Annotated in this window: 14 protein-coding genes; 11 read left to right on the forward strand and 3 right to left on the reverse strand. The window is 71.6% G+C overall.

Annotated features, from left to right (window positions below):
* Window positions 1-57 precede the first annotated feature (57 nt).
* Window positions 58-1,587 (reverse strand): alpha/beta hydrolase-fold protein, encoded by a 1,530-nt coding sequence (locus RVR_RS01840; RefSeq protein WP_202232104.1) that lies wholly within the window; start codon window positions 1,585-1,587, stop codon window positions 58-60.
* Window positions 1,588-1,934: 347 nt separating this feature from the next.
* Entirely contained in the window at window positions 1,935-2,633 is a 699-nt protein-coding gene (locus RVR_RS01845) for a GntR family transcriptional regulator (protein WP_237404511.1), read from the reverse strand.
* A gap of 263 nt (window positions 2,634-2,896) precedes the next feature.
* Here RVR_RS01845 and RVR_RS01850 point away from each other — a divergent pair, with 263 nt between their 5' ends.
* The 11 genes from RVR_RS01850 to RVR_RS01900 all read left to right on the forward strand — a co-directional run bounded on the left by RVR_RS01850 (window position 2,897) and on the right by RVR_RS01900 (window position 12,670).
* Window positions 2,897-3,055 (forward strand): hypothetical protein, encoded by a 159-nt coding sequence (locus RVR_RS01850; protein WP_202232105.1) that lies wholly within the window; start codon window positions 2,897-2,899, stop codon window positions 3,053-3,055.
* 209 nt (window positions 3,056-3,264) lie between these two features.
* The gene (locus tag RVR_RS01855; protein ID WP_202232106.1) at window positions 3,265-4,149 is read left to right on the forward strand and encodes an amidohydrolase family protein; all 885 of its coding nucleotides are present in this window, start codon (window positions 3,265-3,267) and stop codon (window positions 4,147-4,149) included.
* Entirely contained in the window at window positions 4,142-5,047 is a 906-nt protein-coding gene (locus RVR_RS01860; protein ID WP_202232107.1) for a substrate-binding domain-containing protein, read from the forward strand. Before RVR_RS01855 ends, RVR_RS01860 begins: the two co-directional genes overlap by 8 nt.
* 103 nt (window positions 5,048-5,150) lie before the next feature.
* Window positions 5,151-6,077, forward strand: coding sequence for an alpha/beta fold hydrolase (locus tag RVR_RS01865; protein WP_202232108.1), 927 nt, complete (start codon window positions 5,151-5,153; stop codon window positions 6,075-6,077).
* Between the two features lie 48 nt (window positions 6,078-6,125).
* On the forward strand, window positions 6,126-6,971 hold the full coding sequence (locus tag RVR_RS01870) for an ABC transporter ATP-binding protein (RefSeq protein ID WP_202232109.1): 846 nt from the start codon (window positions 6,126-6,128) through the stop codon (window positions 6,969-6,971).
* Between the two features lie 12 nt (window positions 6,972-6,983).
* On the forward strand, window positions 6,984-7,850 hold the full coding sequence (locus tag RVR_RS01875) for an ABC transporter permease (RefSeq protein ID WP_202232110.1): 867 nt from the start codon (window positions 6,984-6,986) through the stop codon (window positions 7,848-7,850).
* Between the two features lie 77 nt (window positions 7,851-7,927).
* Complete coding sequence (locus tag RVR_RS01880; protein WP_202232111.1) at window positions 7,928-8,941, forward strand: ABC transporter substrate-binding protein; 1,014 nt, start codon at window positions 7,928-7,930, stop codon at window positions 8,939-8,941.
* Window positions 8,942-9,010: 69 nt separating this feature from the next.
* Window positions 9,011-10,093, forward strand: a complete 1,083-nt coding sequence (locus tag RVR_RS01885) for an Ldh family oxidoreductase (RefSeq protein WP_202232112.1) — start codon at window positions 9,011-9,013, stop codon at window positions 10,091-10,093.
* Between the two features lie 7 nt (window positions 10,094-10,100).
* Window positions 10,101-10,592 carry a cupin domain-containing protein gene (locus tag RVR_RS01890; RefSeq protein ID WP_237404512.1) on the forward strand — a complete coding sequence of 164 codons (492 nt, stop codon included), beginning with the start codon at window positions 10,101-10,103 and terminating at the stop codon, window positions 10,590-10,592.
* Window positions 10,582-11,157, forward strand: coding sequence for a carboxymuconolactone decarboxylase family protein (locus RVR_RS01895; RefSeq protein WP_202232113.1), 576 nt, complete (start codon window positions 10,582-10,584; stop codon window positions 11,155-11,157). The genes RVR_RS01890 and RVR_RS01895 overlap by 11 nt, the downstream gene beginning before the upstream one ends.
* Window positions 11,158-11,212: 55 nt before the next feature.
* Entirely contained in the window at window positions 11,213-12,670 is a 1,458-nt protein-coding gene (locus RVR_RS01900; RefSeq protein WP_202232114.1) for an aldehyde dehydrogenase family protein, read from the forward strand.
* A 91-nt stretch (window positions 12,671-12,761) separates the two neighbouring features.
* On the opposite strand, the gene RVR_RS01905 is transcribed toward RVR_RS01900, so the two are convergent.
* On the reverse strand, window positions 12,762-15,536 hold the full coding sequence (locus RVR_RS01905) for a ricin-type beta-trefoil lectin domain protein (protein ID WP_202232115.1): 2,775 nt from the start codon (window positions 15,534-15,536) through the stop codon (window positions 12,762-12,764).
* Window positions 15,537-15,572: the final 36 nt, after the last annotated feature.

Raw genomic sequence — 15,572 nt, forward strand, 5'->3', positions numbered from 1 at the left:
GGCGCGCTGCCCACGGCGCCCCACCGGTCCGGGAGGAACAGGACGGCCGGCGACCGCCTACGCGGCGCTGCCGTTGTAGAGCCGGTCACCGCTGTAGACGGCGGTGACGGTGCCGGTGGTGCGGTGCGGGAGCACCACGGTGGCCGAGCCGCCGTGCAGGGCGACGGGACGGCCGAACGCCTTGCCGTCGATCCGGAACTGCACCGTGCCGGTGGCCGTCGCGGGCTGGCCGCTCGCGGAGGCCACGGTGGCGGTCGCGCTCTGCCCGTGCGTGCGCACCCCGACCGTGGTGGCCCGGAAGTCGACCCTGGTCAGGGCGTCGCGCAGCGCCTGGCGCCAGTAGGCCCAGTTGTGGCCGCCGTCGACGTTGAAGGAGGTGAAGGGCACGCCGGCGGACTTCAGCAACTGCTGCTCCGCGGTGGTGTTGCCCTGGGCGAGCCCGCCGAGGTCCTGGACGGCGACGCCGATGTGCAGGCCGAGCAGTTGCTTGAGCTGCGGGTTGGCGGCCTGCTCCGCGGTCGGCAGGCCGCGCGGCGCGGACCAGACGCTGTAGTACCCGAAGGTGGGCGTCTCGCCGAACAGCAGGTCCTGGACGACGGTGGCGCCGCCCGACAGCCCGGCGAACGCCCGGCCGGCCGCGTCGGTCTGCACGTTGAGGTGCTGCTGGACGTACGGGATGACGTCGTCGGTCATCTCGTCGTCGGTGGGGTTGTTCGGCATCACGACGACCGCCGGCTGGATCTCACCGTCGGCGATCAGGTTGTCCATGATGTTCTTCAGGTCGCCCTGGGTGGACCAGTCCATCTCGTTCCCGCCGCCGCCGTGCACCAGGTACAGCGTGGGGTAGGCCTGCTTGCGGTGGGCGTTGTAGCCGGGCGGGGTGTAGACCGACAGGTAGTTCTGGTCGGTCGGGTCCACGTGGCCGGGCGAGCTGTAGGTCAGGTGCGTCAGCGTGCCCTGGTCGCGGGAGGCTGCCGGGCCCTGCCAGGAGTAGTCCGTGGTCTTGAACCGCGGGTCCGAGGGGACGTAGACCTGGCTGCTCGGCTCGGCCGAACCGGCGGTGGTCCACGGCGGGTTGGCCGGGTCGGCCGTCGCGGTGCAGCCGGTCAGGGCCGGCGCGGCGGCGGTGCAGTCGCGGTAGAAGGCGTAGTTGAAGACGCCGGACGGCAGGGGCGTGGTGTAGGACCACACGCCGGTGCGGTCGTTCTTCGTCATCTCCGTCACCGGCCAGTTCGCGGCCGAGCCGGCGTTGGGCGTCGACAGCGGGAAGTCGCCGGGCTTCCAGTCGTAGCCGTAGCTCGGGGTCGAGTTGGTCGGGTCGGCCGCGATCTCGGCGGCCGAGGCGAAGGACCACTCCCCCTTGATCCGCTCGCTCGTCGCCGTGGGGTCGTAGATCCGGAAGGTGACCGAGTAGCCGGTCGGGCCCTTGCCGGTGTGGACGACCTGGGGGCTGAGGTCCGCGGCCGCCGGCGGTCCGGAGTGGCCGGGGGCGGTGTGGGCCTGGGCCGCGGGTGCCGCGACGAGCAGTGCGGCCGCCGCGGCCGTGCCGGCCGTGAGCCACCGGCGTCGTTGCCGTCTGAGGGTCATGGGTGTGCGCTCCTTGCGTGCGGGGCCGCCGGTCGACCGGACCGTCGGGCGGAGGCGCGGTCCCGCCGCGGACGGTCGAACGCGGTGGAGGACCGAGCGGCCGCCCGCCGGCCGGAGGACAGGCGGTTGCGGGTCACGCCGGCACACGGGCTGCGCCCGGGGCCGGCCCGTCGCCACTGCGGAGGCGGCGCGCGCCCCGACCGGAGCCGGGGCAAGCATGTCGCCTCTGTCGACGTGGAGGCGAATCTAGAGTTACGTAATGACCTTGTCAATAATCACCGGCCGGGTGTCTCCCCCGGCGCCGGGCGTGCTCTCCGCGGCGCCGCCGGCCGGTGCCGAGCGCGCCGCTACCAGCCGTTCAGTCCGTTCGGCGGGGCGCTGACCCGCAACTGCTCGATGACGCCGGCCAGTTGCGCCTCGGCCGCCGCTTCGGCGGCGTCGGGGTCGCCCGAGGTCACCGCGTCCACGATGGCCAGCAGTTGCGGCAGGGACTCCTGGGGTCGGCCGGGCCGCATGGCCAGCCGGAACTGGAAGCGCACCATCTGCGTGTTGAGCCGCTCGAGCTGGCGTCGGGCGACGGCCTGGCCGCTGAAGTCGATGATCATGTCGTGCAGCCCGCGGTTGAGCGTGGAGTACGCCTCGAAGTCCCCCTCGGCCACCGCCTTGCGCAACTGCTCGCCGACCTCGGCGAGCGCCGCGCGCTGCGCCTCGTCGGCATGCTCGGCCACCCTGCGCGCGCACAGCCGCTCCAGCGCGGAGCGGCACTCGGTGATCTGGATGGCCTCCTCGACCGAGACCACCCTGATCCGGGCGCCGCGGTTGGGCACCAGTTCCACCAGGTCGTCCGAGGCGAGGTCGAGCAGCGCCTCGCGCACCGAACTGCGCGTCACCCCCAGTCGATCGGCAAGATCCTGTTCCACCAGTCGCTGCCCCGGCACGAGTTCGCCCACCCACAGGGCGCGCCGGATCTGCTCGCCGACGTGAAGTCGCCCGGCCGCGCCCCTGATTCGAGTACTGGTCACCTGCTGCTGGCTCCTCTCGCTCACGGGCTCAGCGTGCCGCTCGTCGGGCTCAGCCCGGCGGCTCGCGGCCTCACGTCACCGTAGGGGTCGCCTGCAGGGTTGGCAATCTTATCACCGGCACTATTGTCAGCAATTCATTCAGGGGCTACGGTGCGGATCACAGCGCGGCGGGAGGACGCCCCGGCCCGCTCCTCACGAGGACATCCTGACCTGCTGCCACGACCAGCGGGCGGGACATCCTCACCGAGATTCACCAACGGCTTTCCCAAAGACGAGGAGGCTCCGCGTTGATCGTCGAGGCAAACAAGCTGCCGCAGATGGACGACCGCGGCGCCGACCACGACACCGGGCACCCCTTCGACGACACCCGCCGCCTCCGGCCGGCGGAGCCGTCATCCCCTACCTCCTTCGCGGCGAGCGCCGCGGGCACCGCCCGCGGCGTCTGACCCCGCCTCGACCACACGCCTCCGCGCACCGGGCCCCGAGCGGGTGCCCCGGCACTCCGCGGCACCCACGCCACGGCACCGCACACGCACGCGATCGAACCCGAGTGCGTCACCGGTGCGCGCAAGGAAGGAAGAACCATGTACGGACCCGGCATCGCCGCCCCGGCGACCGAGCGGGCGGACTCCCCGGCAAGGAACCGTGACCGCTCATGCTGGTGATCGACACCCACACCCACGTCATCTCGCCCGACGAGGACCGCTACCCCACCGACCCGATCGGCGGACACCGCTCCACCTGGTCACAAGACCACCCCGTCGACCTCGACGGACTCCTGCACGCCCTCGACGACGCCGGCATCGACCGCGCCGTCGTCGTCCAAGCCTCCACCGTCTACGGACACGACAACCGCTACCTCGCCGACTCCGTCGCCGCCCACCCCGACCGCCTCACCGGCGTCTACTCCCTCGACGCCACCGCACCCGACGCCGTCGACCGCATCAACCACTGGCAATCCCGCGGCCTCAACGGCTTCCGCCTGTTCACCACCGGCACCACCATGCCCGGACAAGCCGACTGGCTCGGCCACCCCGACAGCTACCCCGCCTGGGAACACGCCGAAAAACACGACATCCCCATCTGCCTCCAGATGACCATCCACGGCATCCCCGCCCTACGCACCACCCTCGACCACTACCCCCGCACCCGCGTCCTCCTCGACCACTGCGCCCGCCCCGACCTCACCGACGGACCCCCCTACCACACCTCCCAAGCCCTCCTCGACCTCGCCCAATACCCCGGCGTCCACCTCAAACTCACCCACCGCGCCCTCGACGCCGCCACCCAAGGCGCCTCCACCATCCCCGACTTCCTCACCACCCTCCACACCACCTACGGACCCTCCCGCATCATGTGGGGATCCAACTACCCCGCCGCCCAAGGCCCCCTCACCGACCTCCTCACCCAAGCCCGCACCCACCTCACCACCCTCCCCGAAACCGCCACCACCGCCATCCTCGGCGGCACCGCCAACACCTTCTACTTCCACACCCCAGCAACCCCCGCAACCGCCACCCCCGGGGCCCACCATGCCTGACACCCACCTGCGCACCGCCCTGGACACCCACCCCATCGGCACCCTCCTGCGCACCGGCACCCTCACCCACCCCGACGTCACCCTCGACTTCGCCGACGTCACCCCCATCCACCACGCCTTCGCCCCCATGGTCCGCACCCAGACCTACGACCTCAGCGAACTCGCCGTCGTCACCGCCCTCCAAGCCATCGCCCACGGCCACCCCCTCACCCTCCTACCCGTCGTGGTCGCCGCACGCTTCCAACGCAAATGCCTCATCACCCACCGCGACCACCCCCTCACCCACCCCACCCAACTCCGCGGCCTCCGCATCGGCGTCCGCTCCTACACCCAGACCACCGGCATGTGGATCCGCAGCCACCTCACCGAGGACTACGGCATCACCGCCGAAGAATCCCACTGGATCACCCAGGACGAAGCCCACGTCCCCGAACACCACGACCCCCCCTACGTCCACCGCACCCTCACCGGCAGCCTCACCGACGCCCTCCGCAACGGCACCATCGACGCCGCCGTCCTCGGCAACGACCTCCCCGAAGGCGACGAATTCCGCCCCGTCTTCGACCACCCCACCGAACGCGACCACACCTGGTACACCACCCACGGCTACGCCCCCGTCAACCACCTCGTCGCCGTCGCCAACACCACCCTCCACCACCACCCCGACGCCGTCCGCGCCGCCTACACCCTCCTCACCCGCGCCGAACACGACACCACCACCCACCAACCCCCCCACACCCCCCACCTCACCCGCTCCGGCATCGACCACCTCACCACCCCCCTCAACGAGATCGCCGACGCCTGCCACGCCCAGGGCCTCCTCCCCCGCCGCCTCACCGCCGACGAACTCCTCACCCCCGCCCACCAACTCCTCGACACCACCCCCGCCACAAGCTGAACCACAGCGGGGTCGACTCCCCGAGCCACCACCCCGAGGCCCCGCCCCGTCCGGTCCGGGCACATGCCTCTGTCACATGCACAGCACGTCCGAGAGGATTGAAATGCACACGTCCGAGAAGATCGTCACCATCTACGAGGCGCCGGAGCGCGTCAAGGACCAGTACGCCGAGGTGGACGGCTACCGCACCCACTACCTGGAGGCCGGCGACCCCGCCGCGCCGCCGCTGCTGCTGGTGCACGGCGGGTCGGTCAAGATCGGCATGGGCGTGGACCGGTGGTACCCGACGATCCTGCCGCTGTCGGAGACCTTCCACGTGTACGCCATCGACCAGCTCGGCCACGGCGACACGGACGCGCCGCGCGACCCGCGCGACCTGGGCATGGTCACCGCACGGGCCGAACACGTCATCAAGTTCATCGAGCAGCTCGGGCTGGGCCCGGTGAACCTGGTCGGCCAGTCGCAGGGCGGCTGGATCATCACCTACATCACGCTGAAGCGGCCGGAGCTGGTGGCGAACCTGGTCATCATCGACTCCGCGAGCCTGTCGGGTTCGGCGGTCGGCGGGAAGCTGCCGTTCTTCAAGGACGCGTTCCGCCCGGGCACCATGATCCCCAAGGCCGACCTCACGTCGCGCCAGGGCATCCACGACCACGTCAGCAAGTTCACCCACACCCCCGACGTCGTCACCGACGACCTGCTCGACCGTCTCGTCGCGCTGTCGGGGAAGTGGTTCCAGCGCTACCGCGACCACGACCTGGAGTTCTGGCAGGACGCCGGCTGGGACCGGCACCAGGCGATGTACTCCATCGACGGCACCTACATCAGCGAGCTGGTCCACGAACTCACGATCCCGCCGCTGCTGCTGTGCGCGAAGCAGTCGAACAAGGGGATCGACGCGAGCGTCGAGCTCTACAAGAAGATCCCCGGGGCCCAGATGCACATCATCGACAAGGCCAACCACTTCCTGTGGCTGGACCAGCCCGGCGAGGTCAACAGCCTCATCACCTGGTACCTCAGTGAGCACTAGACAGCCCGCTCGCAACCGCCGACCCCCTCGACGCAGAGGAGACATCTCATGAGCGAATCCGGGCGAACTCCGCTGCTCCAGGCGAAGAACCTCCGGCTGGGACACCGCACCGGGCGTACCCGCGAATTCGTCGTCGCCATCGATTCCATCGACCTGACGATCGACACCGGGGAGTTCATCTCCGTCGTGGGCCCGAGCGGCTGCGGAAAGACCACCTTCCTGGAGGCCGTGGCCGGGCTGGTGCCGGTCGCCTCCGGGGACCTGCTCGTCAACGGGACGCCGATCAAGGGTCCGGCCCGCAACCGGGCGATCGTCTTCCAGAGCGCGTCCCTCTTCCCCTGGCGGACGGTCGAGCAGAACGTCTGGTTCGGGCTGGAGGTCCAGGGACGCCTCGACGAGGCGGCCCGGCAGCGCACCCGGCAACTGCTGCACACCGTGGGGCTGGAGAAGTACATGAAGGCCCGGCCGGACGAGCTGTCCGGCGGCATGCGGCAGCGGGTCAACCTGGCCCGCGCGCTGGCGGTCTCCCCCGACGTGCTGCTGTTCGACGAGCCGTTCGGCGCACTCGACGCGATGACCCGGGAGTCGCTCCAGGACGAGCTGCTGCGCATCTGGCAGGCCGATCCCGACGGGCCGAAGACCACCGCGGTCTTCATCACCCACGACGTCACCGAGAGCGTCCTGCTCTCCGACCGGGTGATCGTGCTCTCGCGCAACCCGGGGCGGATCGTCGCCGACGTCGCCATCAAGGCGCCGCGGCCCCGGACCAGTGCGCAGTGGCGCCTGGACCCGAAGTTCACCGAGTACTGCTCCGAGATCCTCGACGCGCTGCATCCGGAGCAGAAAGCGGCCCGGCAGTCCGTGACCGCCACCTCAACGGAATCCAGTGTTTAGGAGCCGATCCGAATGAACGACACGGTGACGAAGACGTCCGCCGACCGGGCGGCCCCGGACGTGGACGCCGCGAAGCGGCAGAAGCCGGCGCGCGCGCCCCGCATGACGTGGTCGGACCGGCTGCGCAACCTGCAGAGCCCGCTGTACAACCTGCTGGGCATCGTGATCCTCCTCGCCGCCTGGCAGATCTGCTCGGCGACCCACCTGGTGGACCCCACGTTCGCCAGCTCGCCGTGGAAGATCCTCGTGGCCGGCAAGCACCTCTACTCCCAGGGCGACATCTACACCGCGCTCGGCCAGACCGGGAAGGAGTTCGGGATCGGCGAGCTGATATCGATCGTCGCCGGCACGATCATCGGGCTCGTCATCGGCGCCAGCCGGGTGCTCTACGACATGACGCGCGGCCTCATCGACATCCTCTACTCCGTCCCGCACGTGCTGTTCCTGCCGGTGATCATCTTCTGGTTCGGGATCGGCAGCACCTCCCGGGTGATCATCGTCATCTGGTCGGGCATCCTGCCGCTGGTCATCAACACCGTCGCCGGCAGCCGGGCCCTGAACGCCGACTACCGCCGGGTCTCCACCGCCTTCTGCACCCCGAAGCTGAAGCGCTTCTACAAGGTCGCGCTGCCGGCGAGCCTGCCGTTCATCCTCAGCGGCATCCGGCTGTCGGTCGGCCGCGGGCTGATCGGCATCATCGTCGCCGAGTTCTTCATGGGCAGCGGCGGCATCGGCTTCATGGTCCAGTTCCACATGTCGCAGCTCGACACCAGCGGCGCGATGGCCGTCATCGTCACGCTCTGCGTGGCGGCCCTGCTGCTGAACTCGTTCGTCGCCTGGTGCGAGAAGCGGTTCGCCAACTGGTCCATCAACGACTGACCGGCAGCTCCGCTCCTCCCCTCCTGCTCTCTCCACCCCTCCTCATACACAGCGCTCATTGACGAAAGGCTTCCATGATGTCTGCCGCCAGACCCACCACCAGAGGCACCCGCCGCCCCCGCCTGATGGCCGCCGGAGCGGTCGCCGCCGCGGTCACCTTCACCGTCGCCGGGTGTTCCAGCTCCTCGGGCGGATCGTCCTCGGGCGCGTCCGCGTCCCACAGCATCAACATCGTCTTCGGGTCGAACTCGGCCAGCTACACCGACCTGTTCGTCGGGATCGACCAGGGGATCTTCAAGAAGCACGGCCTCAACGTCAAGCTGACCACCCTGTCGGGCGGCGCCACCGCCTCGACCTCCGCGCTGGCCGGCGGCCACGCCGACATGGCCTACGCCCAGGGGTCGAACATCGCCTCGGCGATCCTCGAAGGCGGCAAGTTCACCGTCATCGGGATGACCCAGTCCCACTACAACCTCCAGCTCTGGACGAACCCGTCCGTCACCTCCGCCCAGGGCCTGAAGGGCAAGAAGGTCTCCTCCGGCCAGCCGGGGACGGAGAGCGACGAGGGCTGGACCGCCTACCTCGAGGCGAACGGGATGCAGCGGTCCGACGTGACGACCGTGTACACCGGCGGCGCCAACACCGGCCAGTTCACCGCGCTGGAGACCGGCGGTGTACAGGGCACGCTGAGCACGCCCCCCGACGACCTGGTGCTGCGCACCCACGGCATGCGGCTGCTGGGCGACCTGACCGACCTGCCCAACGCGACCGACTCCGTCGTGGTGTCGGACAAGTGGCTGAGCGCCAATCCGACCATCGCCAAGAGCTTCATCGAGGCCGACAAGGAAGCCCTCGAGTACGCCCGGTCGCACAAGACCGAGGCCGTCAAGAGCATCGAGAAGCACACCCGCAGCGCCAACACCGCCGACGCGACCGAGGCGTACGAGTTCTACCTCAAGGTGCTCAACCCGACCCCGGTGCTGGACGCGGCGGACATCGCCACGCTGAAGACCGCCTTCGCGACCGCCGCCAAGAGCAAGGGCAAGACGGCCCCCGCGGACATCACCCCGTACTACAAGGTCATCTCCTGACCGTACGGCGACGGGTCTGAGCCACCGAGCGCCGGACGCGTGGAACTGCGAGAGAACGGATCGATAGCTGTGGAAAGTTCAGCCGCCCTTTACGCGCTGCCCCCGCTGCGCACGTTCGTGACCGGGGTGCTGACGTCGAACGGTGTCGCGCCGAAGGACGCGGACGTCGTGGCCGAGCGGATGCTGGAGGCGGACGCCCGGGGCGTCCCCTCCCACGGGATCACCCGGCTGGCACCGTACGTGGAACGGGTGCGGGCCGGCGGGTACAACCTCGACGCGAAGCCGCGGGCCGTCCGGGAGTCGCCGGTGAGCGCGCTCGTGGACGGCGACAACGGCTTCGGCCAGGTCGTGATGACCTACGCGGCCGATCTCGCCGCGGAGAAGGCCGCCGCCTCCGGCCTGGCCTGGGTGGGGGTGCGCAACTCCAACCACGCCGGCGCGGGCGGTGTCTACGCCGCCCGCGCCCTGGAGCACGACCTGATCGGCCTGTACGGCGCGATCGGCAACGCCAACCACATGGCGCCGTGGGGCGGGGTGGCACCGCTGCTGAGCACCAACCCGCTGGCCGTGGCGATCCCGGCGGGCGAGCAGCCGCCGGTGGTGCTGGACATGGCGACCACGGTGGTCTCCTTCGGCCGGCTGAAGCTCGCCTCCCAACGCGGCGAGCAGATCCCGGACAACTGGGTGATGGACACCGCCACCGGTGAGCCGGTCACCGACCCGGCTCAGGCGATGCACGGACTGCTGCTGCCGATCGGCGGCTACAAGGGCTACGGCCTGAACCTGGTCATCGGCATGCTGGCGGGCACCCTCAACGGGGCGGCCTTCGGCAGCGAGACGATCGACTTCAACCACGACCACGCCTCGCCGACCAACACCGGGAACATGATCCTGATGGTCCGGCCCGACCTGTTCCGTCCGCTGGAGGAGTTCAAGGCCAGCGCCGACGCCCGGATCAGGGAACTGCGCGAGTCCCGCCCGGTGGACCCGGCGCGCCCGGTGCGCACGCCGGGCGACGCGTGGGAGTCCCGGCAGCGCCGCAGCAGGGAGCGGGGCGTGCCGATCGAGCCGGGCACCGTGGCGAAGCTGACCGCCCTCGGCGCGGCCCACGGCATCGCGCTGCCGGCGCCGGCCGGGGAGGACGACCGATGAGAACGACGTGCGGACCTACGAAGCGGACGATGCGATGACGGTGAACGATCGACTGGTGATGCGGCGTGCCGAGCGGACCGAGGTGACCCGCGGCGGCGCCGTCCACAGCCTGCCGTACCTCGGCGAGTGGAACTCGGAGACGGCCGTGGTCACCACCGGCCAGACCGTCTTCCAGCCCGGCGGTGAGCTGCAACTGCACAGCCACAACGTGGACGAGTCGGTCCTCGTCCTGGAAGGCGAGGCGCAGGTCCAGATCGGCGAGGAGTACACCGATCTCGTGGCCGGCGACGCGACCTGGGTGAAGGCGGGCACGCCGCACCGCTTCCTGAACCGGGGTACCGGTGTCATGCGGATCTACTGGGTCTACGCCGGGCGCACGGTGACGCGCACCCTCGCCGCGACCGGGGAGACCGTCTCGCACCTGGACGAGATGGTGCGGGGCGGGCTGGTCCCCGAACTGCCGGCCGACCGGAGCGGCGGTGCGCGCGATGACGGCTAGCCGGACGTACCGGGCCCCGCGGCCGGCGGAGCTGGACGAGGAGCAGCGCGGTGTCCGCGCGACCGTGCTGGAGGGCTCCCGGGCCCCGCAGCGCGCGCTGCTCCGCCTGGAGGACGACGAGGAGCGGCTGCTCGGCCCCTTCGGCCTGGCGCTGCTCTCTCCCGGGATCGGCAGCCGCTCGCTGGCGGTGGGGGCGGCGTTCCGCGCGGCGTCGGTACTCACCGCCCGCGGGCGGGAGATCGCGATCCTGACCGTCGCGGCGGTCACCGGGTGCTCCTACGAGCGCTACGCGCACGCGGCGGTCGGCCGGTCTGCCGGGTTGACCGAGGAGGAGGTCGCCGCGCTCCTGGACGGCCGCTTCCCCGGCCGCGACGCGGTGGAGCGGGCGGTCCACGGCATCGCCCTGGCGTACCTGGCCGCCTCCTCCGGCGAGGGCCCGGCCCTGCCGGAGGAGGCGGTGGCGGTCCTCGACGACCGCGCCCTGTACGAACTGGTCATGCTTCTCGGCCACTACCGGAGCCTCGCCCTGGCGATGGACGTGTTCGGCGTCGGGGCGCCGCGGTGACGTCCACCGGGTCGCGGGCGACGCAGAACAGACAGCACTCACACGGAAGGCAGTCATGACCGCCATCGCGGAACCGGTCCTCGGCAGGCACGGAAGCTTCGTCTCGGGTGCGGAGGTGGGCGGCGGCGCCGGGCGGTACCGCGCCGTCGTCAACCCCGCGGACGGCTCCGTGGTGGGCGAGGTGGCCGACGGCACGCCCGAGACCGTCGACGAGGCCGTACGCGCCGCCACCGACCAGGCCCGGGTGTGGCGCTCGACGCCGCCGGCCCGGCGCAGCCGCATCCTGCTCGACATCGCCGCGGCGATCAGGGCCGACGCGGAGTCGATCGCGCGCGCCGAGACGCTGGACAACGGCAAGCCGCTCGCCCAGGCCGCCTCGGACGTCGAGTCCGCGGCGAGGTACTTCGAGTTCTTCGGCGGGTACGCCGACAAGTTCAACGGCGACGCGATCCCGCTGAGCCAGGCGTACGTCTCCTACACCGTGCACGAGCCGTTCGGCGTGGTCGGCCACATCCTGCCGTGGAACGCGCCGCTCCAGCAGGCGGCCCGGGGCATCGCCCCGTGCCTGGCGGCGGGCAACGCGGTGGTGGCCAAGCCGTCGGAGGAGACACCGCTGTCGACCCTCCGGCTGGCCCGGATCGCCGTGGAGTGCGGGCTGCCCGCGGGGCTGTTCAACGTCGTCACCGGGACCGGGGCCGAGGTCGGCGCCGCGCTGTGCGCGCACCCGGACGTGCGGCGGCTCGCCTTCACCGGCTCGGTGGCCACCGGCCGCGCGGTGGCGGCGGCCGCGGCCGACCGGGTGATCCCCTCGACGCTGGAGCTGGGCGGGAAGTCCGCGAACATCGTCTTCGCGGACGCCGACCTCGACGAGGCGGTGGCCGGCGCGGTCAAGGCGTCGATGGTCAACGCCGGGCAGATCTGCTCGGCCGGCACCCGGCTGCTGGTGGACGAGCGGATCGCCGAGCGGTTCGTGGAGCTGCTGACCGCCGCGCTGGACCGCCTGTCGGTGGGGCCGGGCATCGACGACCCGGACATCGGCGCCATCACCACCCGCGACCAGTTCGAGAAGGTCAGGCGGTACATCGAGATCGGCGAGGCCGAGGGGGCCACGGCGATCCGCTGCGGCCGGGCCGTCGCCGACCGCCCCGCGGGCGGCTTCTACGTCGACCCCGTCGTGTTCGTGCAGGTGCGCAACGACATGCGGATCGCCCGGGAGGAGGTGTTCGGACCGGTGCTGGGCGTGCAGACCTTCCGCGACGAGGAGGAGGCCGTCACCCTCGCCAACGACAGCGACTACGGGCTCGCCGCCGGGGTGTGGACCGCCGACCTCGGCACCGCGCTGCGCACGGCCAGGGACCTGGAGGTCGGCCAGGTCTTCGTCAACGAGTACTTCGCCGGCGGCGTGGAGACGCCCTTCGGCGGGGTCAAGCGCAGCGGCTACGGGCGGGAGAAGGGCCTGGCCGCGATGTACGAGTACACCCAGTCGAAGTCCGTCAACATCAAGATCGGCTGACCGGGCCGGCGGGCCAGCGCGCGTTGTGCGGTGCGCGCCGGCCCCCGGTCACCGCCACAGCTCGCGGATCGCGGGTGGCGGATCGCGCCGCTCAGCCGAGGGCCCACTTCTGGTTGGCGCCGCCGGTGCAGGTCCGGATGTCCAGGGCCGTGCTGTTCGCGGTGCCCTGCCCGACGGCGTCCAGGCACTTGCCCGAGGCGGTGTTGACCACCGCGCCGTCCGCGCGGACCCGCCACTGCTGGTTGCCGCCGCCGTTGCAGTCCCAGATCTCCACCGGGCTGCCGTCGGCGGTGGCGCCGCCGGTGACGTCGAGGCACTTGGTGTCGTAGACGGTCAACTGGTTCGTGGCTGTGGAGGTCCAGGTCTGGTTGCCGCCGCCGTTGCAGTCCCACAGCGCGGGCTGGGCGCCGTTGTCCTGGCTGAGCGCGGGGACGTCCACGCAGCGGCCGGACTGCGCGCCCTTGAGCGGGCCGGAGACGCTGCCGCGGGCCCACGCCTGGTTGCTGCCGCCGTTGCACCCCCACAGCTCCAGGGGTGTGCCGGCGGCGGTGCCCTGTCCGGTGGCGTCCAGGCACGTGCCGGAGGCGGCGTTGACCACGGCGCCGTCCGCGCGGAGCGTCCACCGCTGGGCGGCGGTGCCGTCGCAGTCGCCGATCTGCACCGCGGTGCCGTCGGCGGTGGCGCCGCCGGCCGTGCCCAGGCACTTCGCGCCGGCGTACACCGTCAGTTGCCCGGACGGGGTGGCCGTCCACTGCTGGTCGGCGCCGCCGGTGCAGTCCCACAGCGCGACCTGGGTGCCGTTCGTCCGGCTGGCGGCGGGCACGTCGGCGCACAGGCCGGAGCCGCGGCCCTTGAGGATGCCGCCGATGTCGCCCGGCGGGTCGGCCGTCACCGACAGGTCGTCGAACTGGTCGGTCTGGTAGCCGGCCACGCCGATGCCGACCTGGCCGGAGGTGTAGGTGCTGTCGTGGACGCTGCCGAGCGCGGCGCCGTCCACGCTCGCTGTGATCAGGTCGCCGGAGAAGCCCAGCGCCAGCGCGTGCCAGGAACCGGTGCCGAGTGCCGCGCGGGTGCCGGAGGCCAGCGTGGTGGAGGTCCCGGCCGCGGAGGTGCGGACCAGGGACCACGCGCCGCCGTCGCCGACCCGCAGCGCGTACGCCGCCTGGTGGCTCTGCGGGCGGTTCTGGGTGCCGGCGCGGCCGAGCAGTTCGGCGGTGCCGGCCTGCCGCAGGTCGACCTCGGCCCGGACCGTGTAGTCGGTCCAGGTCGGGTCGCCGACCAGGGAGAAGGCGTCGGAGTCGTCCTGCCACTCGATCGGCCTGACCGGCGCCATCTGCTGCACGCACTGCCCGGACCGGCCGTCGGCGCACGGCTGGACCTCGAAGGCGCCCTGCATGTCGGACAGGTACCTCGCCTCGGTGCCGCCGGCGTCGCCGTCGAAGTCGTCCGTGTACGGCAGCGCGAGGGCGTGCGGGGCCGGGCCGGCGGCGGTGCCCCTGCCCTGGCCGGTGGTGGTGGTGACCGTGTAGATCCAGCCGGGCTTCATCGTGAGCGCGTACGCCCCGCCGGACGGCGTGATGTCCTGGACGTGCACGAAGTCGGTCGCGGGGCTGGGGTCGTCGACGTGGGTGGCCCAGACGTGGACGGTGCCGGTGGACAGCCCGCCCCTGACCGTGAAGTGGGCCGTCTGGTCCCCGGTGGCCGTGGTAGTCTCCAGCACGGTGGAGTAGTCGGTGCCGTCGGGCGACTTGAGGGTGACGTAGCTGCCGTTCGACTCCGCGCCGCCGAGGTGGCCGGAGGCGGAGTCGACGAACGTCCAGCCGGGCTGGGCGAACTGGGTGACCTGGGCGGTCGCCCAGGTGTTCTCGCCGATCGCGTAGCTGCCCGACCACGGCGAGGCGGCGGTGGCCAGACCCACGGTGTCGTAGGGCAGGTTGGGGTAGATCGCGGCGACCAGGGGCCAGTTGAGGTAGGCGGTCATGCGCGCGTCGGTGTAGCCGCGCACGATCGAGCGGATCAGCGCCGGGGCGCCGGAGTCCATGTCGAGCGAGCCGTTCTCGCTGGCCCACAGCGGCCTGCCGTTGTCCTCGGCCGTGGCGGTTGCCGAGCAGGTGTCGGCGCTGCCGCCGTCCCCGCCCGCACAGGGGTAGTGCGCGCCGATGACGGACACCGCGTCGTTGAACGCCGGGTCGGCGGCCATGTCGTCCGCGACCTGCCAGCCGGAGTCGTCGGCGACGAGCTGGACGCTGGTGTAGCCGGCCTGGTCCAGGGCCGCCCGCAACCGGACGTACCAGCCGGCGTCGTGGCCGCGCTCGTTCCAGCCGCCGAGGTAGCTGATGTCCAGGCCGTGCTGTTTGGCGCAGCCGAGCCAGGTGATCAGGTAGCCGATGGTGTCGTCGGACCAGAAGCCGCCGTCGATCCAGCCCGGGGCGGCCCAGGCCAGGCCGTAGAGCCTGATGGCCGGGTTGCGGGCCTTCGCCTGCTCGGCGAGCCAGAACTCGTAGCCGGCGTCGCAGTCGACGGTCCCCCTGGTGTGCTCGACGGAGGGCTCGGCGCCGTCGGTGGAGTTGGCGTCGCCGCCGATCTCCAGCTTGAGCATCTGGAGGTCGGCGCCGTAGCCGGGGGTGAACAGGTAGTCGAGGATCTGGGACCGCTGCGTGGCCGGGTAGTCCCTCAGCAGGCGGGAGTTGCCCCCGCCGCCGCTGATCGCGCCGATCCCGTCGAAGGTCCGCCCGCCCTGTCCGCCGTCCACGGTGACCGAGGTGGCGGGGGTCGCCGCGCGGGCCGGCGTGGCGATCGCGGCCAGCGCGGTGGCCAGGAGCGCGAGCACCCAGAGGGGCGCGAGGAGTCTCAACGGTCGTCGCATCGCATGGTCCTTCGCCAGTGGGGTGGGCGGGACGGG

Source organism: Streptomyces sp. SN-593, from assembly GCF_016756395.1.
Lineage (GTDB): Bacteria > Actinomycetota > Actinomycetes > Streptomycetales > Streptomycetaceae > Actinacidiphila > Actinacidiphila reveromycinica.

Excerpts from the sequence above, each read along its gene's own strand:
- RVR_RS01905 (WP_202232115.1), bottom strand. The coding sequence starts at position 15,536 with ATGCGACGACCGTTGAGACTCCTCGCGCCCCTCTGGGTGCTCGCGCTC.
- RVR_RS01855 (WP_202232106.1), top strand. The coding sequence starts at position 3,265 with ATGCTGGTGATCGACACCCACACCCACGTCATCTCGCCCGACGAGGAC.
- RVR_RS01895 (WP_202232113.1), top strand. The coding sequence starts at position 10,582 with ATGACGGCTAGCCGGACGTACCGGGCCCCGCGGCCGGCGGAGCTGGAC.
- RVR_RS01875 (WP_202232110.1), top strand. The coding sequence starts at position 6,984 with ATGAACGACACGGTGACGAAGACGTCCGCCGACCGGGCGGCCCCGGAC.
- RVR_RS01880 (WP_202232111.1), top strand. The coding sequence starts at position 7,928 with ATGTCTGCCGCCAGACCCACCACCAGAGGCACCCGCCGCCCCCGCCTG.
- RVR_RS01840 (WP_202232104.1), bottom strand. The coding sequence starts at position 1,587 with ATGACCCTCAGACGGCAACGACGCCGGTGGCTCACGGCCGGCACGGCC.
- RVR_RS01865 (WP_202232108.1), top strand. The coding sequence starts at position 5,151 with ATGCACACGTCCGAGAAGATCGTCACCATCTACGAGGCGCCGGAGCGC.
- RVR_RS01870 (WP_202232109.1), top strand. The coding sequence starts at position 6,126 with ATGAGCGAATCCGGGCGAACTCCGCTGCTCCAGGCGAAGAACCTCCGG.
- RVR_RS01900 (WP_202232114.1), top strand. The coding sequence starts at position 11,213 with ATGACCGCCATCGCGGAACCGGTCCTCGGCAGGCACGGAAGCTTCGTC.
- RVR_RS01860 (WP_202232107.1), top strand. The coding sequence starts at position 4,142 with ATGCCTGACACCCACCTGCGCACCGCCCTGGACACCCACCCCATCGGC.